This window comes from Streptomyces anthophorae (genome assembly GCF_049310305.1).
Lineage (GTDB): Bacteria > Actinomycetota > Actinomycetes > Streptomycetales > Streptomycetaceae > Streptomyces.
This window is the reverse complement of sequence record NZ_JBLWQQ010000001.1, coordinates 7,397,560-7,413,957: the sequence shown is the minus strand read 5'-3', so window position 1 is coordinate 7,413,957 and position 16,398 is coordinate 7,397,560. Positions and strand designations below refer to the sequence as shown.

Genomic DNA, 16,398 nt, shown 5'->3' with positions numbered 1-16,398 from the left:
TAGTACCCTGTGCGTGCGACGCTAGAAGCCCTGGCACCCGGTGTCAACGTGCCGACCAGGTGCCACAGCTCACTGACCGACCCCGACCCAGGGCCCTTCTGACGGATCTTGCTGGGGTCACGGGCCCTGGCACGGCCTCCCGGGTCCAGCCTGATCCGTCGGAAGGGCCCTGGGCGTTCAGCGCACCAGCAGGCCGAGCAGCCGCTCCGCCTCGGCGGCCGGATCGGCGGTCAGACCGGTGTGCACGGGACCGGGCTGCACCACGGTCGAGCGCGGCGCGACGAGCCAGCGGTAGCGCCGCCCGGCATCGTCCTCCGCGGCCTGCCCCGCGGCGTCTCCCCCGCGGCAGTGCCGCTCGACGGCGTGCAGCACGGCGCGCACGCCGGTGACGTCCGCCTCGGGGTCGAGCGCGAGCAGCCGCTTCTCGTCGAGGTGGGTGAGGGCCGTGACGAAGGACTTGGCGCGGCAGTACACGACGACACCGGCGTTGATCTGCTCCCCGCGCTCGACGCTCGGTACGACGCGCAGCAGGGCGTACTCGAAGACATGGCGTTCGGCCGCGCTCATCGGGCTGCTCCTTCGGTCACCCAGCCGGGCGTTCCGGCGGGCCGGGCGCCACCGGCGGGCAGCGTGACGCGTTCGTGGATCGTGGCGGCACGCGCGCGCAGCGTGTCCACGTACGCGCGGCGCACGGCGTCCGGGGTGTCGAATCCCGGCTCGTCCGCGAGCCATACGTCGGGCACGTCGGCGGCGGCCTCGGCGATCAGTTCCTCGGTGACGCGCGGCGCGAGCTCGGCCGCGGCGGCGGAGACCTCGGGCCCGAAGCGGGCGAGGGCGTGGTCGCTCGCGTCGTACGGCTTGTCCGCCCACGCGTGCGCGCCGCGCCAGTTGTGGTGCCAGATCATGCTGGCGCCGTGGTCGATGAGCCACAGCTCGCCGCCCTTGACCAGCATGTTCGGGTTGCGCCAGGACCGGTCGACGTTGTTGATCAGCGCGTCGAACCAGACGATCCGGCCCGCCTGCACCGGATCGACGACGTACGCGAGGGGGTCGAAGCCGAGCGCCCGCGGCAGGAAGCGCATGCCGAGGTTGGTGCCGCCGCTCCCCTTGAGCAGCTCCTGCACCTCCTGGTCGGGTTCGCCGAGGCCGATCACCGGATCCAGGTCGAGCGTGACGAGCCCCGGCACGCGGAAGCCGAGGGCCTGCGCCAACCGGCCGCAGATCACTTCGGCGACGAGCGTCTTGCGGCCCTGTCCCGCGCCGGTGAACTTCATGACGTACGGGACGAGGTCGTCGGCCTCGACGAGACCGGGAAGCGACCCGCCTTCCCTCAATGGGGTGACATAGCGGGTCACGGTGACTTCGGTGAGCATGCGCCCAGGTTATGAGATCAGGATGGCGTTGAACGCCCGGGGATCACCGTACGTACCTCAGGAAAACCCCCACGGGATCCAGCACGTCCCCTCGACCCGACCCACCCATGAAGGGACCTTCACCTCATGACCGCTTCTCAGGAGCCCGCCTCCACGAGCCACGTTCCGTCGCGCCGCACCGTCGTCACGGCGGTCGGCGCCGCGGGGATCGCCGCGGCGCTGAGCGCCTGCGGCAGCTCGGACGGGGACACGTCGCAGCCCGCGGGCAACGCGTCATCGGGCGGCGGCGAGAAGAAAGGCCAGGCGCTCGCCAAGACCTCGGACATCCCGGAGGGCGGTGGAAAGATCTTCGCGGACGCGGGGGTCGTGGTGACGCAGCCCAAGTCCGGCGAGTTCAAGGCGTTCACCAACATCTGCACGCACCAGGGATGCAAGGTGAACAAGGTGGTCGACGGCACCATCGACTGCCCGTGCCACGGCAGCAAGTTCTCCATCAAGGACGGCAGCGTCGCGCATCCGCCGGCCACGCAGGCCCTGGAGGAGCGGCAGCTCAAGGTCAGCGGCGACTCGATCGAGCTGGCGTAGCCGGTGCGGACTTGGCTGTAGCCGGTGCGGACTTGGCTGTAGCCGGTGAGGACTTGACTGAGGACCTAAGGGCGCTTCCACGCCTCGAGCACGTCCGGCGTCGTCGTCACGGTGGCGACCAGGGCGAGCGTGTTGTCGATCATCGCGGGGGTGTATCCGGCGGGCACCCCCGCGATGGCGTCCCGGGGCACGACCACCGTGTAGCCGAGGTTCACCGCGTCGAACACGGCGTTCGGGATGGCCACGTTGGCGGAGACGCCCGTGACGACGAGGGTGCGGCACCCGAGATTGCGCAGCAGCGGATCCACGTCGGTTCCCGCGATCGGCGAGAGCCCGTGCAGCCGACGCACGACGATGTCCTCGTCCGCGACCTCGACGGGCGGCGCGACGCGGACGGCGTCGGTCCCGGAGAGCTGCTTCACGGGAAGGCGCTCGGTGGCGCGGAAGAGGCGGGCGTTGCGGCTGGCCCCGCGGCCGTCCGGGCGCCGCTCCGCGACGGCGTGCAGGACCTGCGCCCCGCTCTCGTGGGCGGCGGCCACGAGCCGCGCCACGTTGTCGAGGGCGCCCGAGGCCCGCGCCTCCTCGGCGAGTTCGGGCAGTGCGCTGTCGGGGCCGACGACGCCCCGCTGACACTCGACGGTCAGCAGTACGGTGCCCGCCGGGTCGAGCAGCTCGGCCAGTTTCTCGCGCTTCCCGTGCGTCTGGTGCATCTCGTGCTTCTCGTGCGACGGCACGACCGCCCCCTGCCTGTCCTCGGGATCCGGGCTGCTGGAGGGTAGCCACCATTGCGTGTACAGGGAAGAGGCCGCATGCTGCGTTCCTGATACCACGTCAGACGCGCCGGGGTGCACCTCGGATGCCGGACAAGGGAGCCCTGATGACCACCGCCACCCAGCGCCGCGGCCGGAAGATCATGATGTCGCCCGAGGAGCGCGACGCGTTCCTCGTCGAGCAGCGCACCTGTCGCGTCGCCACGGTGGGCGCGGACGGCACGCCGCACGTCAGCCCGCTCTGGTTCGCGTGGGACGGCACGTCGCTGTGGCTCTACTCGCTGTCCCGCAGCCGCCGCTGGGCCGATCTGCGGGCCGACGGCCGGGTGGCGGTGGTGGTCGACGCGGGTGAGGAGTACGGGGAGCTGCGCGGCGTCGAGCTGTCCGGGCGCATCGAGTTCGTCGGCGAGGCACCGCGCACCGGCGAGCCGTGCCCCGAACTCGACGCCCCCGAGCGGCTGTTCGCGCACAAGAACTTCGGGATGACCGAGATGGTCTACGACGGCCGGCACGCGTGGGCGCGGCTCACCCCGGACAAGATCGCGTCGTGGGACTTCCGGAAGCTGGCCGATCCGGGCCGGCGCTGACTCACCCTTCGGCCAGCCGACCGAGGTCCGCCCCCACCTTCTGAAGCGCCCGCACGGCCGCGCGGATCGAGGGCCGCCGGTCCGCGTCCGCGCGCCACACGACGTACACGTGGCGCCGCACCTTCTGCCGCACCGGCACGGTCACCACACCCTCGGGCACCGGATCGCGGCCGAGCAGTGGAGCGACGCACACGCCCAATCCGGCCGCCACAAGGCCGAGTTGGGTGTGCGTCTCGGCGGCGCGGTGGCCGACCTGCGGCTCGACGCCCTTGGCGCGCAGCGTGAACATCAGCCACTCGTGGCAGAACTCGCCCTGCCCCCAGGTGATCCACTCGTCGTCCGCGAACTCCTCGAGGCCGACCTCCGCGCGCCCCGCCAGCGGATGGCCGACCGGCATGGCGACATCCGCCGGGTCGTCGAGGATGCTCGCCTTGACCAGGCCCTCCGGCATGGGCATCGGTTTGTTGTACCAGTCGAGGACGACGGCGAGATCGAGGTCCCCGCGGATCACCTCGGTGACCGCGGCCTCGGGCTCCAGCTCCTGGGACCGCACGCGCAGTTGCGGGTGTTCGGCGCGCAGCGCGGCGAGCGCGCCGGGGAAGAGGCCGCGGGCGGCCGTCGGGAACGCGGACAGCCGCAACTCCCCCACGACCTGTCCACGCTGCGCCTCCAGGTCGGACTGCGCCAGCTCGACCTGCGAGAGGATGCGCGCCGCGTGCTCCGCGAGCAGCCGACCCGCGTCCGTGAGCCGCACACCGCGCCCGCGCTTGGCGAGCAGCTGCTGCCCCGCCTCGCGCTCCAGCTTGGCCATCTGCTGCGAGACGGCGGACGTGGTGACGTGCAGCCCCTCGGCCGCGCCGCTCACCGATCCGTGCCGGGCCAGGGCGTCCAGGACCCGTAGGCGCTCCAGGTTCAACATGTAAGTGATGCTAATGGGTACCCGGAAAACAATCTCGCTTGTGCTACGAAGACGGCGGGAGCCAATCTGGACCCCATGAGCATCACGACCGCTTCCCGAGCCGGCACGGCTCCGTCCACCGCCGTCCCCGCCGCCCCTGCGCGCCGCGCCCTCGACTGGCGCGTCCGCTTCGGCATCCTGGCCCTCATCTGGGGCTTCAGCTTCCTGCTCATCAAGGTGGGCACGGAGGGGTTCGCCCCGTTCCAGGTCACGCTCGGCCGCCTGCTGTTCGGCGCCGCGGTCGTGCTGGTGGCCATGGTCGTGAAGCGTCAGCGGCTGCCCCGCGGGGCCCGCACCTGGGGGCACCTGACGGTCGCGGCGTTCTTCCTGAACGCGCTGCCGTTCTCGCTCTTCGCCTTCGCCGAGGAGACGATCCCGTCGACGCTCGCCGGGATCTGCAACGCGACGTCTCCGCTGTGGGGCATGGCGCTCTCGCTGGTCGCGCTCTCCGAGGACCGGCCCACGCGGCGCCGGGTCGCGGGCCTCGGCATCGGCTTCCTGGGAGTCCTGACCGTCCTCGGCGTGTGGCAGGGCTTCCACGGCCTGGACGTGGCGGGCACGGCGATGGCCCTGCTGGCCTCGCTCTCCTACCCCGTCGGCTGGATCTACGTCCGCCGCACGCTCGCGAACACGGGTGAGTCGAACGTGTCGATGATCGGGGCGCAGCTGCTGCTCGCCACGGCCCAACTCGCGCTCGTCACACCGCTGTTCACCTCCTGGCCGACGCGCTTCCCGACGGTCCCGCTGCTCGCCATCGCGGCACTGGGCGCGCTCGGCACGGGCGTCGCGTTCCTCATCCAGTACGGCCTGGTGGCCGAGGTCGGACCGACGACCGCGCAGATGGTCACGTACTTCGTCCCGGTCATCGCGACGGCGGCGGGCGTCGCGGTCCTCGGCGAATCCCTCTCCTGGTCGACCCCGATCGGCGCGGCGATCGTCCTGGCGGGCGCGGCGCTCACGCAATCGCGCCGGAGGCCCTGACCCCTGCGGGGCGTCCGTCCGCCCCGCCCCGCGTCGCCTCGCCTCGCCTCGCCTCGCCTCGGGCAATCCCACCCCTCCGTCTTGGGCGGCAGGGTGGGCAAGGCGGCACCCCGGTGCCGCGCACCGGAACCTCAGGGCCCCACCCCACCATGGCCCACCGCACCCCACCTCACGCGTAATGCCCCCGCGGCCCCGGCGCCCCCACCGCCGCGGCGACCGCGTCCGCCACCGCCCCCATCTCCCCCACTCCCAACCGGGACACCGTGATCCGCACTCCCGGCCCCGCCTCCATCCGGAACCTCGCCCCCGGCGCGACCGCCCACCCGGCATGCAGCAACCGCGCCACCGCCCCGGTCTCGTCCGGCACCGGCACCCACACGTTCATCCCGCTGCGCCCGTGCGCCACCACCCCGCGCTCCGCCAGCGCGGCGACCAGCGCGTCACGCCGCTCCCCGTACGAGGCCGCGACGGCCGCCGCTTCCACCGCCCCCGCCTCCCACAGCCCGGCCACGGCCCGCTGCGTGATGCGGCTGACCCAGCCGGGACCGAGCCGCTGCCGCCCCCGCACCCGGTCGACCGTGCCCGCGTCCCCCGTGAGCACGGCGAGCCTCAGGTCGGGCCCGTAGGCCTTGGCGACGGAACGTACGAACGCCCACTGCCGCGTGGCCCCCGCGAGCGGGTGCAGCGGCAGATCGACGATGCCGTGGCCGTGGTCGTCCTCGATGAGCAGCACCTCCGGGTGCGCGCCCAGGATCGCCCGCAGCGCCTCCGCCCGGCCCGAACCCACCGCGGCCCCGGTCGGATTCTGCGCCCGGTCGGTCACCACGATCGCGCGGGCCCCCGCGTCCAGCGCCCGCTCCACGTCGTCCGGCAGCGGCCCCTCGTCGTCCACGCCCACCGGCACCGTCCGCAGCCCGAGCGCGGGCACGAGGTCGAGCATGCTGCCCCAGCCGGGGTCCTCCACGGCGACCGCGTCCCCCTGCTTGAGGTGCACGGCGAGCACCCGCTCGATGGCGTCGAGCGAACCGGACGTGACGGCGACGGGCCCGTCCGGTACCCCGTCCGCGTCGAGGTCGGCCCGCGCGCGGCGCGCCAGGCCCGGCTCCAGCGCGTCGTCCCCGTACAGCACCGGCTCCTCGTCGGCGGTGCGCGCGGCCGCCGCGAACGCCTCGACCAGCGAGGGCAGCACGGCGGTGTCGGGGTTGCCGTCCGACACGTTCCGCACGCCCTCCGGCACGTCCACGCGGATGGCCTCGCGCGCGGTGATGGCCGGCTTGGGACGCACCCGACTGCCGCGCCGACCGGACGTCTCGATGACCCCGCGCTCGCGCAGCGACCGGTACGCGGCCGCGACCGTATTCGGATTCACCCCGAGCCGATCCGCCAACTCCCGCATGGGAGGCAGCAGTTGACCCGGCTCCAGGTCCCCTGCGATCACTCCGCGCTCGACACTGGCGCAGATCTCTGCTGCGCGACTCCCGCTGATCCGATACTCTCCTAGCACAAACCACATTATGTACTAGTGCAATGGAGTTCGCAACATGAGCGTCACCCAGGATCAGTCGACCGCCTCCTACGCGCCCACGGACCGCACGACCCCGACCCGCGCCAAGGAGCGCGCGGCGTACGACCACGCCCTGGTGCACTCGATACTCGACGAGACCTACCTCTGCCACCTCGGCTTCGTCCGCGGCGACGCCCCCGTCGTGCTGCCCACGCTGTACGCGCGCGTCGGCGAGCGGCTCTACGTGCACGGCTCCACGGGTTCGCGTCCGCTGCGCATGGCGGGTCAGCAGGACCCGGGCCTGCCGGTCTGCGTGACGGTGACCCATGTGGACGGCCTGGTCCTCGCCCGCTCCGCCTTCCACCACTCCATCAACTACCGCTCCGTGGTGGTGCACGGCACGGCGCACCAGGTCACGGACGCCGAGGAGAAGCGGCTCGCCCTGGACGCGATCGTCGACCACGTGGTGGCGGGCCGCTCCGCCGACTCGCGGGCCGCGAACGCCCAGGAGCTCGCCGCGACCGCCGTGCTGCGCATCGACCTCTCCGAGGTCTCGGCGAAGGTCCGCGCGGGCGGCCCGAACGACGAGCCGGAGGACATGGACCTGCCGCACTGGGCGGGCGTGGTCCCGGTCCAGCGCGGCTACGGCGAGCTGCTCCCCTCGGAGGACCTCGCCGCCGGCATCGAGGTTCCGCCTTACCTCAAGGGGCTGTGATGCTGATCCATCCCTGGGACGCGGCGCGCGACTCGGCCGAGTGGCAGCGGTGGCTCGCCGCCCACGACTTCGGCCAGCTCGCGGTCAACGGCCTCGACGGCGAACCTCCCTTCGTGCAGCCCCTGCACTTCGCGTACGACCCGCAGGGCGCGGGCGAGTTCGGCGAGGCGGTCGCCCACCTCGCCCGCCCCAACCCGCTGTGGTCCGCGCTCGAAGCCAACCCGGAGGTGCTGCTGAGCGTCGTCGACGACTACGCGTTCGTGCCGGGCCCCTGGCAGGCGCCGCCCGACGTCCCGCCGGAGCACGGCACGCCGACCAGCTTCTACACCGCCGTCCAACTGCGCTGCACCGCGCGCGTGGTGGACGCCCCCGAGGAGAAGGCGGCGCTCCTGAACCGCCAGGTGGGCCACTTCCAGCCGCCCGACCTGTCCGTGCCGGTGGCCGCGGACGAGGCCCCGTACGGCCGGATGCTGCCGGGCATCCGGGGCCTGCTGCTGGAGGTGACCGACGTACGGGCCAAGTTCAAGTACGCCGGTCACAAGCCCGAGGAGGTCCAGGACCGGATCGCGGCGGGCCTCGCCGAGCGCGGCGACCCGCGCGACGCCGCCGCCCTCGCCACACAACGACGGCGGCGCCACCAGCCCGCGTAGCGGGCCGGGAAGCCGGTCAGCGGCTCAGACGGTCGACCGGGCCTCCGCGACGGCGAGGCCCGTCACCGCCGCCAGCATCAGGGCGGTGCCCACGACGGTCGCCGCCGTGAGGCTCTCGCCGAGCAGCGTCACCGCGATGACGGCGGCGCTCACCGGTTCGAGCAGCATGATCACGGAGACGGTGGCGGAGCGCACGGCCGCCGCGCCCGCGAAGTACAGGGCGTACGCGAGCGCCGTCGGCACCGAGGCGATGTACGCCAACAGACCGAGCACGGCGAGGTGGTGCCCGGTGTGCGGCACCAGGCCCTCGACCGCGCCGAGCGGCAGCAGCGCGAGGGAGGCGACCGCGAACGTGCCCACGGTCGTGCCGAGCCCGTCACCTCCCCCGCCGTGCCGCCCGAACCACCGGGTGAGCAGCGTCATCACGGCGTACCCGGCCGCCGACAGCAGCGCCCACAGCACCCCGATCGGGCGCACCGTCGCGCCACCGCCGCCGAGGACGAGGACCGCGAGCCCGCCGAGCGCCCCGGCCACGGACAGCACTCCGCCGGCGCCGAGCCGCTCCCCCAGCAGCACGCGCGCGCCGACCGCGATGAGCACGGGCCCCGCGCCGAGCGTGACGACGGTGCCGACGGCGAGCCCGGTCGCCTGCACGGCGGCGAAGTAGGCGGTCTGGAACACGGCGAGCGCCACCCCGAGCACACCGAGCCGGACGGCCTTGCGGCCCCGCGTCTCGTACGACACCGGGGCGGGCGTGCGCCGCAGCACGCGCGCGACGACCAGCAGCACAAGGCCGCCGACGCAGCGCCAGAACGACAGGGCCCCCGGCCCGAGGTCACTGCCCCGGAACACCAGCGAGGCGGCGGCCCCCGCGGTGCCCCAGGCGGCCCCGGCGACGACCAGATACAGCAGGCCGCGGGCGACCGGCAGTTGATGTGTGGAAACAGCGGCAGGCGCGGCTGCGCCCGCCTTTACGGCATGCGACACGTGACACTCCACGGAGAGCGGCCCTCCGCGGACGCGCGGGGGCCAGGAACACGGACCGTCGTGAGCGGACGGCCGTGTCCCTCCGGGAAGCGCCGCCCGCGGCAGGGCCCTGCACGGTCCCAGGGGTCACTCGGGCAGCACGTTTGCGACCGGCACCCTCAGATGGCGGTCGTACGGCGGCGAGATCCCCGGCGGACCGGGCCCGGCCACGACGGCCGGGCAGCCCTCAGACGGCCGGGGGCGGAAGGACGAGTGCGCGTGCGTGCATGCCGGGCACCCTAGACAGCGCCGCCGGAGCGCGACAACACGTTTTCCGGAGCGGCGTCGGACGGCGTCGGCGGCGTGGCCACCGGCTTCGACGACTGCGCGATGAGCGCTCCGACCAGGACCATCGCCCCGCCGAACAGCTGCGGGCCCGACAGGTGCTCCCCGAGCATCACCCAGGCGAGGACGGTCGCGACGACCGCCTCCAGGCAGGCCACGACGCCGGCCACCTGGGGCGAGAGGAGCCGCACCGACACGACCCCGGTGAGGTACGCGACGACCGTGGCGAGCAGCACGATCCAGCACAGCAGCAGCCACGCGGGCACGGCCGTGCCGTCCATGGAGGCGCTGCCCGCGAGCACCGACCAGTCCATGCTCCAGGGGCGGGCGATGACCGTGAGGAGCGCGGCGCCGATGAGCAGCCCGTACGCGATCACACCGAACGGGTCGGGCACCTCGGCCCCGGTCCCGGCGGCGTCGCCGCCGTGGTCGGACAGCACGAAGTAGCCGACCTGGCAGCAGGCCGCGCCGAGCGCGAGCAGCAGGCCGAGCGCGTCGAAGCCGAGCCCCGACCACACCTCGACGACACAGGCGAGGCCGACCACGGCGATCACGACGCCGAGCGCGGCGGCACGCGTCACGGGCTTGCGCTGCACGAAGCGGACCCAGCCGAGTACGAGCGCGGGCGCCAAGTACTCGATGAGCAGGGCGACGCCGACGGGGATGCGGGAGATCGCGGCGAAGTAGCAGGCCTGGACGCCCGCGACCGCGAGAAGCCCGAACCCGGCGAGCAGCGCGGGCCTGCGCAGCACGAGCGCCCGGTGCCGCCAGGCGACCGGCAGCATGACCAGGGCGCCGCCCGCGACGCGCAGCCACACCACGTGGAGCGGGTCGAGCCCCGCCTCGATCAGCGGTTTGGCCGCCACCCCGGAACCGCCGAACGCGAGCGCGGAGAGGAGGGCGAGGCCCAGTCCCATGCCGCGCCCGCGCGTTGCCTGCTTCCCCGAAGACCCCATTGACTCGTGCACGCGCACATCATGGCAGGGCGCGTCAGGAGCGTCATCCCCGTTGACCCCTGTCTCACGGGATGGACGCCGGTCCCCTGAACGCCTCGCGCAGGAGGCCGGACGAGCCGCGGCGCGCCTCGTCCGGTGTCAGTTGAGCCGCTGCCGCAGCAGCTCCACATCGACGCCGGCCCGGCCGAGCACCTCGACCGCCCGGCACTCCGTGTCCGCCGCGAGCGCGGCGAGCACGTCGACGCCGCGCGCCCGCTCGTCCCCGCGCGACGCGGCCCGCTCCACGCCCGCCTCCATCGCGGCGGCCGCGACCGGCGACCAACCGGGAGCGGAGGGCACGAGGGGCACGGCCCCGGAATCCTCCACCGAGCCCTGCCAGCGCAGCCCGTAGCCGATGCTGCGCTGCACGAGATAGCCGAGCAGCCGCGCCACCTGCGCGCCTTCCGGAAACGCGGAGCGCACGTCGGGGTCCGTCTCGAGGAGGGAGTGCAGCAGGTGCGCGGTGTCGATCTGCCGGTCCCCGTCCCGGACCGCGCGCCGTCGAGCGCCCGCGACGACCGCCGCGAGCTCGTCGCTGAGCTGGGCGTCTACGGGTTCGTCACTGGTGGGGCCGAGCGCATCGGCGTCGGACGGGGTTGAGCTATGCACACTCCCCACCCCATCAGTGGGGACTCTGCGGAACATCCACGGTGAGGAGCATTCTCATGTCCGACACAAGTTGGGCACTGATCAAGAACATCTCCTCCTTACGGATGAGATCGAGCCACCGGTCCCCGAGGGGACCGGAATCCGCCCGTCAGGAACTGACGGGTCATCAGTATTGAATGTTCGAGGCCACACGGCTACTTTCCGCGACGACGCGACACCGAAGCCCGTCATGGCTCTCGACTCAAAGGGGTGGCCACATGGCCGAAGTCAGCGCGGAAGCACGCATCGAAGCGCCCGCGGAGAAGGTCTGGGCGCAGCTCACCGACTTCTCCTCGTACGGGAAGTGGAACGCCACCCACACCGACTTCCCCAAGGGCGGACCCACCGCACTGGAAGTGGGCGGACAGTTCGAGGAGAACATGAAGCTGATGGGCTTCCCGGCCGAGGTCACCTGGACCATCGAGGAGCTCGAGACCGCCCGCACCTTCGCCATCAGGGGCAAGGGCCCCATGGGCGTGAACCTGTTCATGCACTACTCGCTCGCGCCGGACGGCGACGCGACCACGGCCCGCATCAAGGGCGAGTTCACCGGGGCGGCGGTCTCCCTGATGGCGGGCAAGCTCAAGGACTCGGCGACAGCCGCGCTCGACGAGTCGCTGCGCAAGCTGAACGGGCTGGTGACCTGAGCCTCGACCTTCGTACGTACCGCGTACGCACGCGAAGAGGCGCCCCGCACCTTTCGTACGGGGCGCCTCTTCCGCGCTCTGTGGCCTGTCCGGGCCCGCACGGGGCTCAGTCCTCGTCGGCGAGGATCAGGTACAGCTTCTTGCGCGCGTCATTGATCACGGAGATCGCCTTGTCGCGCTGGTCCTTGCTGCCGGTCTTCCAGACCTGACCGAAGGCCTCCATGAGGCCGAAGCTCGCGCTCCGGATCTCGTTCATGGCCTCCCAGTCGACGCCGCGACCGGCCTCCTCCCAAGGAGCCTCGGGCCCCTCTTCGGCGGCGGTGCGGCCGTCGTCGGTGAGCGAGAAGAGCTTCTTGCCGCCCTCGCTCGCGCTGGCGATCAGGCCCTCGTCCTCGAGCAGCTGAAGCGTCGGGTAGACCGAGCCGGGGCTCGGCTTCCACGCGCCGCCACTGCGCTCGGCGATCTCCTGGATCATCTCGTAGCCGTGCATCGGGCGGTCCTTCAGGAGGGCCAGGATCGAGGCGCGCACGTCGCCGCGCCGCGCCCGTCCGCGAGGCCCGCCTCCGCGACCGCCGCGCCCCCAGGGGCCGGGGCCGCCGGGACCGCCGAAGCCGGGCCCGAAGGGCCCGAACGCCGCGCGCCGCCCCTCGAAGCCGCCGCCCTCGAATCCGCCCCTGCCGTGGTGGCCGGGGCCGAAGTTGCCATGTCCGTGTTCGTGTCCGTGGTGTCGCATGGGAATCAGTCCTTTCACAACTGATCGCGGGTTTCGCTGAACGCGATCATCAACCGATCGCGATGCCTCAACGATATATCGGGACTGTTCGGATGGCAAGGCCCGGCGACCCCGGGAAAACAGGCCGCCCGCGCCGGATTGGCCTTGGCCGGTTGTCAGTGGGGGCAATTACCGTCATCGGTATGCGTATTCGTATCGTCGACGCCTTCACCGACCGGCCCTTCGCCGGCAACCCCGCAGGGGTCCTGCTCCTGGACGCCTTCCCGGACGACGCCTGGCTTCAGAGCGTCGCCCTCGAGGTCAACCACGCGGAGACCGCCTTCGCGCACCCGCTGCCCGAGGGCGGGGACGCGGACTGGGCGCTGCGCTGGTTCACGCCCGCCACCGAGGTCGACATGTGTGGGCACGCGACGCTGGCCACTGCCCACGTGATGCACTCCGCGGGGGTGACACGCGGCCCCGTGCGGTTCGCGACGCGCAGCGGCGTGCTCGTGGCGACACCCGGCGAGGACGGTTCGCTGACCCTCGACTTCCCGACGGCGCCGCTCACCGAGGAGCCGGCACCCGCGGGGCTCGCCGAGGCCCTCGGCGCCGCGCCGCTCTCCGTGCACGACACGGGCGCCTCCGTCGGCGACCTCCTCGTGGAGCTCGCCGACGAGAAGACCGTCCGGGCGCTCGCCCCCGACCTCAAGGCGCTCGTGGGCCTCTCCCGGCGCGGCATCATCGCCACGGCCCGCGCCGAGGACCCCGCTGCGGGCTACGACTTCGTGTCGCGCTGCTTCTTCCCGGGCGTCGGCGTCGACGAGGACCCGGTGACCGGGAGCGCGCACACGGCGCTCACCCCGTTCTGGGCGGCGCGCCTGGGCCGCGAGGAGCTGACCGGACTACAGGCCTCCGCCCGCAGCGGTCTCGTGCGCGTCGCCCTGCGCGGTGAGCGCACCCTCCTCACCGGCCGCGCGGTCACGACCATCGAGGGCGAACTCCACGCGTAACGCGGGTCATGCGGTGGGCAGCCAGTCCACCTTGCCCGCCAGCACCGCATATCCGACGAACGCACCGATGTCCAAGAGGGAATGGGCCACCACCAGTGGCCCGACCCGCCCCCAGCGCCGGTACAGGAAGACGAAGACGAAGCCCATCGCGAGGTTCCCGAAGAACCCGCCGATGCCCTGGTACAGGTGGTACGAGCCGCGCAGCACGGACGACGCGACGAGCGCCGTCCCCGGCGTCCACCCCAACTGCCCGAGCCTGCGCAGCAGGTACCCGACGACAATGACCTCTTCCAGTACGGCGTTCTGCACCGCCGAGAGGATCAGTACCGGGTACTTCCACCACACGTCGGGCAGCGCCTCCGGCACCACGGTGAGGTTGAACCCGAGGCCGCGGGCGGCGAGGTAGAAGGCGATGCCCGTGCTGCCGATGACGGCGGCCACCGCGGCGCCCCGGCCCGTGTCGAACCACGGGCGCTTGCGGTCGAAGCCGATCGTGCGCATCCCCTCGCCCTCCCTGAGCAGGAGGTGCGCGACGAGCACGACGGGCACGAGCGCACTCGCGATGCCGAACAGCTGCCAGGCGAGGTCGAGCCACGGACGACCGGGCGCCGCCGAGGCGTTGAGCGTCGCCGCCTGGTCCTTGAGGCCGCCCGGTTTCGTGACGGAACCGACGAAGCTGATGAGCGCGGACACACCGCTCGCACCGAGCGAAAGCCCCAGGACAAGCAGGGTCTCGTCCCGCAAAAAGCGCCGTGAGAGCCGCCCTTCGGGAGAAGAACCGGGCATCGGCTCCGCCTCCACCTGCACACCTGCCTCCAGTTGAGTAATCCCGCCGCATCCGTCACAGCGCCCCGCTAGGGTCCTTCTGACGGATCTTGCTGGAGTCGCAAGCCCTGGCACGCGCACCTGCGGCGTTGTCGTCGGTTGCCAACGCTCCGCGTTGACGCCCTCCTCCGCCTTGCAGCTGCACGCACCAGACCCCGCTCACCGGCACCGCACGTGGCGGCCACCCGCATCCGGCCCGACCCGTCAGAAGGACCCTAGGGTCTCGAATGCAGGTACGAAGATCGCGTGCGACAGGCCGAGGGGGCCGAGGCGACGCAATTCGGCGCACCGCTCCCCTCCGCTGCTCCACCGCTTATACCGCAACAGCCTTTGTGGCTCAGGGAGGGGCTCCACCGCCATGGGACGTCACAGCAGCATGCCCGACGAGTACGGGGCGGCCGAGGCCGCACCCCGTCCCCGCTCGCGCGGCCGCACCGTGGCCATCGCGACCGCCCTCGTCCTCGTGGCCGCGGCGGGCACGGCCGCGGTGTTCCGCCCCGGCCTGATCGGCCTCGGCGGCGACTGCGAGGACGAGGTCCATCTCGACGTGGTCGCCTCCCCTGACATGGCCCCGGCGCTGCGCGAGGCCGCGGAGCACGTCCGCCGCGAGAAGCTCACCTCCGACGGCAACTGCCTCGACGTCGCCGTCACCGCGCGCGACGCGTACAAGGTCGCCGACACCCTGCGCGCGGGCAAGGGCTCGGCGGACTTCCAGGTCTGGGTGCCGGACTCGGACGTCTGGGTGCAGCGGGTCACCACGGACACGGGGGCCACCGAGGTGACACCGGCCGGCAACGTCGCCTCCTCACCGGTCGGCGTGGGCATGGTGCCCACGGCCGCGAAGTCCTTCGGCTGGCCGCGCAAGACGTACACCTGGGCACAGTTGGCGGGCGCCGCCATGCGGGACGACAAGCTGCGCCTGGGCGCCGCCGACCCCGCCCGCAGCGCCAGCGGACTGCTCGCGCTCACCAAACTGGCGGCCACCTCCAAGAAGGGGGACGGCACGCAGGCCGCATCCATGGCCAAGAGCCTCTCGCAGCGCACGTCCGACAGCGACGCGCAGCTCATGGACACGGTGCCGCGCGACGACTCCGGCACCGAGCAGGGCAACCCGCGGCGCAACGAGGCGCTGATCCTGTCCGAGCAGGCCGCGTACGCGCACAACAGGGAGGCGGGCGAGGCGGGTTCGGTCGACCTCTTCTATCCGAAGGACGGCTCGCCCGCCCTCGACTACCCGTTCTCGCTGGTCGGCGAGGACCGGCTGAGCACCGACGAGAGCCGGGCGGCCGTCCGCTTCATGACGCTGCTCGGCGCGCCCGAGGGCCGCTCGATCCTGGAGCGGCACGGCTTCCGCACGGACAGCGGCCGGTCCCCCGCGACGGTCGTCTCGCGGGCCGGCGGCCGCTCCCCGCAGCCGTACGCGCGCGTGGCGGCCAAGGCGCCGACCGAGGAGCAGCTCGAAGAGACCCTCGGCATGTGGACGATCACGGTGCAGAGCGCGCGGCTGACGACGGTCGTGGACGCGTCGGCCTCGATGGGGAACATCGTGCCGAACCGCGGCGAGTCCCGCATGGAGGTGACGAAGGCGTCGATGCTGGCGGCCCTGTCCACGTTCACGCCGGAGGACGAGATCGGCCTGTGGGAGTTCGCCACGTTCCTCGACGGAGAGCGCGACTACAAGAAGCTCGTGCCGACCGAGCGCCTCGGCGACCACGTCGGTTCCGGCACCCAGCGCGACCGCCTGTCGGCGGCGTTCACCTCGCTCCAGCCGGTGCCCGGCGGGGCTACGGGGCTGTACGACACCACGCTCGCGGCGTACAAGGAGGCCACGTCCTCGTACAGGAGCGGCCGGTTCAACGCGGTCGTGGTGGTCACGGACGGCGTCAACGAGGACCAGGGGTCGATCTCCCGGGAGAGCCTCATCAAGAAGCTCGAAAGCCTCGCCGACCCCAAGCACCCCGTCCCGCTGATCGTCATCGCCGTGGGGCCCGACACCGACAAACGCGAGGTCGAGCAGGTCGCCGAGGCCACGGGCGGCTCGGGCCACCAGGTCAGCGACCCGGCGGACATCCAGCAGGTCATCCTGAAGGCCATCATCGAGGCGGGCGCCAAGGGCGGCTGAGC

18 protein-coding genes are annotated in these 16,398 nt (G+C 72.6%); 8 read left to right on the top strand and 10 right to left on the bottom strand.

Annotated features, from left to right (window positions below; genetic code table 11):
• Window positions 1-177: 177 nt before the first annotated feature.
• Both ACNYS0_RS33675 and ACNYS0_RS33670 read right to left on the bottom strand, forming a co-directional pair.
• Window positions 178-567, bottom strand: coding sequence for a DUF3037 domain-containing protein (locus ACNYS0_RS33675; protein ID WP_422479028.1), 390 nt, complete (start codon window positions 565-567; stop codon window positions 178-180).
• Window positions 564-1,373 (bottom strand): HipA family kinase, encoded by an 810-nt coding sequence (locus ACNYS0_RS33670; RefSeq protein WP_422479026.1) that lies wholly within the window; start codon window positions 1,371-1,373, stop codon window positions 564-566. The genes ACNYS0_RS33675 and ACNYS0_RS33670 overlap by 4 nt, the downstream gene beginning before the upstream one ends.
• 126 nt (window positions 1,374-1,499) lie before the next feature.
• Between ACNYS0_RS33670 and ACNYS0_RS33665 the strand changes: the two genes are divergently transcribed.
• Entirely contained in the window at window positions 1,500-1,958 is a 459-nt protein-coding gene (locus ACNYS0_RS33665; RefSeq protein ID WP_422479024.1) for a Rieske (2Fe-2S) protein, read from the top strand.
• A gap of 65 nt (window positions 1,959-2,023) precedes the next feature.
• On the opposite strand, the gene ACNYS0_RS33660 is transcribed toward ACNYS0_RS33665, so the two are convergent.
• Window positions 2,024-2,668 carry a cysteine hydrolase family protein gene (locus ACNYS0_RS33660; RefSeq protein ID WP_422482849.1) on the bottom strand — a complete coding sequence of 215 codons (645 nt, stop codon included), beginning with the start codon at window positions 2,666-2,668 and terminating at the stop codon, window positions 2,024-2,026.
• A gap of 167 nt (window positions 2,669-2,835) precedes the next feature.
• Here ACNYS0_RS33660 and ACNYS0_RS33655 point away from each other — a divergent pair, with 167 nt between their 5' ends.
• Window positions 2,836-3,315, top strand: coding sequence for a pyridoxamine 5'-phosphate oxidase family protein (locus ACNYS0_RS33655; RefSeq protein WP_422479022.1), 480 nt, complete (start codon window positions 2,836-2,838; stop codon window positions 3,313-3,315).
• 1 nt (window position 3,316) lies between these two features.
• On the opposite strand, the gene ACNYS0_RS33650 is transcribed toward ACNYS0_RS33655, so the two are convergent.
• On the bottom strand, window positions 3,317-4,234 hold the full coding sequence (locus ACNYS0_RS33650) for a LysR family transcriptional regulator (protein WP_422479020.1): 918 nt from the start codon (window positions 4,232-4,234) through the stop codon (window positions 3,317-3,319).
• 75 nt (window positions 4,235-4,309) lie between these two features.
• Between ACNYS0_RS33650 and ACNYS0_RS33645 the strand changes: the two genes are divergently transcribed.
• Window positions 4,310-5,254 (top strand): DMT family transporter, encoded by a 945-nt coding sequence (locus ACNYS0_RS33645; RefSeq protein WP_422479018.1) that lies wholly within the window; start codon window positions 4,310-4,312, stop codon window positions 5,252-5,254.
• A gap of 169 nt (window positions 5,255-5,423) precedes the next feature.
• On the opposite strand, the gene ACNYS0_RS33640 is transcribed toward ACNYS0_RS33645, so the two are convergent.
• Window positions 5,424-6,758, bottom strand: a complete 1,335-nt coding sequence (locus tag ACNYS0_RS33640; protein WP_422479016.1) for an aminotransferase class I/II-fold pyridoxal phosphate-dependent enzyme — start codon at window positions 6,756-6,758, stop codon at window positions 5,424-5,426.
• 37 nt (window positions 6,759-6,795) lie between these two features.
• Here ACNYS0_RS33640 and ACNYS0_RS33635 point away from each other — a divergent pair, with 37 nt between their 5' ends.
• Window positions 6,796-7,473, top strand: a complete 678-nt coding sequence (locus ACNYS0_RS33635; RefSeq protein WP_422479014.1) for a pyridoxamine 5'-phosphate oxidase family protein — start codon at window positions 6,796-6,798, stop codon at window positions 7,471-7,473.
• Window positions 7,473-8,123 (top strand): FMN-binding negative transcriptional regulator, encoded by a 651-nt coding sequence (locus tag ACNYS0_RS33630; protein ID WP_422479012.1) that lies wholly within the window; start codon window positions 7,473-7,475, stop codon window positions 8,121-8,123. Before ACNYS0_RS33635 ends, ACNYS0_RS33630 begins: the two co-directional genes overlap by 1 nt.
• 24 nt (window positions 8,124-8,147) lie before the next feature.
• Here ACNYS0_RS33630 and ACNYS0_RS33625 read toward each other — a convergent pair whose 3' ends face one another.
• The 3 genes from ACNYS0_RS33625 to ACNYS0_RS33615 all read right to left on the bottom strand — a co-directional run bounded on the left by ACNYS0_RS33625 (window position 8,148) and on the right by ACNYS0_RS33615 (window position 11,038).
• Entirely contained in the window at window positions 8,148-9,110 is a 963-nt protein-coding gene (locus ACNYS0_RS33625) for a DMT family transporter (protein ID WP_422479010.1), read from the bottom strand.
• Window positions 9,111-9,388: 278 nt separating this feature from the next.
• Window positions 9,389-10,390 (bottom strand): EamA family transporter, encoded by a 1,002-nt coding sequence (locus tag ACNYS0_RS33620; RefSeq protein ID WP_422482848.1) that lies wholly within the window; start codon window positions 10,388-10,390, stop codon window positions 9,389-9,391.
• A 138-nt stretch (window positions 10,391-10,528) separates the two neighbouring features.
• The gene (locus ACNYS0_RS33615; RefSeq protein ID WP_422479008.1) at window positions 10,529-11,038 is read right to left on the bottom strand and encodes a Clp protease N-terminal domain-containing protein; all 510 of its coding nucleotides are present in this window, start codon (window positions 11,036-11,038) and stop codon (window positions 10,529-10,531) included.
• 257 nt (window positions 11,039-11,295) lie between these two features.
• On the opposite strand from ACNYS0_RS33615, the gene ACNYS0_RS33610 reads away from it, so the two are divergent.
• The gene (locus ACNYS0_RS33610) at window positions 11,296-11,724 is read left to right on the top strand and encodes a type II toxin-antitoxin system Rv0910 family toxin (RefSeq protein WP_422479006.1); all 429 of its coding nucleotides are present in this window, start codon (window positions 11,296-11,298) and stop codon (window positions 11,722-11,724) included.
• Between the two features lie 106 nt (window positions 11,725-11,830).
• Here the strand turns inward: ACNYS0_RS33610 and ACNYS0_RS33605 are convergent, their stop codons facing one another.
• Window positions 11,831-12,457: a PadR family transcriptional regulator gene (locus ACNYS0_RS33605; RefSeq protein WP_422406007.1), complete on the bottom strand. Its 627-nt coding sequence runs from the start codon at window positions 12,455-12,457 to the stop codon at window positions 11,831-11,833.
• Between the two features lie 182 nt (window positions 12,458-12,639).
• On the opposite strand from ACNYS0_RS33605, the gene ACNYS0_RS33600 reads away from it, so the two are divergent.
• A complete protein-coding gene (locus ACNYS0_RS33600) occupies window positions 12,640-13,449 on the top strand; it encodes a PhzF family phenazine biosynthesis protein (protein ID WP_422479004.1) in 810 nt (269 codons plus the stop codon).
• A 6-nt stretch (window positions 13,450-13,455) separates the two neighbouring features.
• Here ACNYS0_RS33600 and ACNYS0_RS33595 read toward each other — a convergent pair whose 3' ends face one another.
• Window positions 13,456-14,235: a CPBP family intramembrane glutamic endopeptidase gene (locus ACNYS0_RS33595; RefSeq protein WP_422479002.1), complete on the bottom strand. Its 780-nt coding sequence runs from the start codon at window positions 14,233-14,235 to the stop codon at window positions 13,456-13,458.
• Between the two features lie 397 nt (window positions 14,236-14,632).
• On the opposite strand from ACNYS0_RS33595, the gene ACNYS0_RS33590 reads away from it, so the two are divergent.
• Entirely contained in the window at window positions 14,633-16,396 is a 1,764-nt protein-coding gene (locus ACNYS0_RS33590; protein ID WP_422479000.1) for a substrate-binding and VWA domain-containing protein, read from the top strand.
• Window positions 16,397-16,398: the final 2 nt, after the last annotated feature.

Excerpts from the sequence above, each read along its gene's own strand:
- ACNYS0_RS33675 (WP_422479028.1), bottom strand. The coding sequence starts at position 567 with ATGAGCGCGGCCGAACGCCATGTCTTCGAGTACGCCCTGCTGCGCGTC.
- ACNYS0_RS33670 (WP_422479026.1), bottom strand. The coding sequence starts at position 1,373 with ATGCTCACCGAAGTCACCGTGACCCGCTATGTCACCCCATTGAGGGAA.
- ACNYS0_RS33665 (WP_422479024.1), top strand. The coding sequence starts at position 1,500 with ATGACCGCTTCTCAGGAGCCCGCCTCCACGAGCCACGTTCCGTCGCGC.
- ACNYS0_RS33660 (WP_422482849.1), bottom strand. The coding sequence starts at position 2,668 with ATGCACCAGACGCACGGGAAGCGCGAGAAACTGGCCGAGCTGCTCGAC.
- ACNYS0_RS33655 (WP_422479022.1), top strand. The coding sequence starts at position 2,836 with ATGACCACCGCCACCCAGCGCCGCGGCCGGAAGATCATGATGTCGCCC.
- ACNYS0_RS33650 (WP_422479020.1), bottom strand. The coding sequence starts at position 4,234 with ATGTTGAACCTGGAGCGCCTACGGGTCCTGGACGCCCTGGCCCGGCAC.
- ACNYS0_RS33645 (WP_422479018.1), top strand. The coding sequence starts at position 4,310 with ATGAGCATCACGACCGCTTCCCGAGCCGGCACGGCTCCGTCCACCGCC.
- ACNYS0_RS33635 (WP_422479014.1), top strand. The coding sequence starts at position 6,796 with ATGAGCGTCACCCAGGATCAGTCGACCGCCTCCTACGCGCCCACGGAC.
- ACNYS0_RS33630 (WP_422479012.1), top strand. The coding sequence starts at position 7,473 with ATGCTGATCCATCCCTGGGACGCGGCGCGCGACTCGGCCGAGTGGCAG.
- ACNYS0_RS33620 (WP_422482848.1), bottom strand. The coding sequence starts at position 10,390 with ATGGGGTCTTCGGGGAAGCAGGCAACGCGCGGGCGCGGCATGGGACTG.
- ACNYS0_RS33610 (WP_422479006.1), top strand. The coding sequence starts at position 11,296 with ATGGCCGAAGTCAGCGCGGAAGCACGCATCGAAGCGCCCGCGGAGAAG.
- ACNYS0_RS33605 (WP_422406007.1), bottom strand. The coding sequence starts at position 12,457 with ATGCGACACCACGGACACGAACACGGACATGGCAACTTCGGCCCCGGC.
- ACNYS0_RS33600 (WP_422479004.1), top strand. The coding sequence starts at position 12,640 with ATGCGTATTCGTATCGTCGACGCCTTCACCGACCGGCCCTTCGCCGGC.
- ACNYS0_RS33595 (WP_422479002.1), bottom strand. The coding sequence starts at position 14,235 with ATGCCCGGTTCTTCTCCCGAAGGGCGGCTCTCACGGCGCTTTTTGCGG.
- ACNYS0_RS33590 (WP_422479000.1), top strand. The coding sequence starts at position 14,633 with ATGGGACGTCACAGCAGCATGCCCGACGAGTACGGGGCGGCCGAGGCC.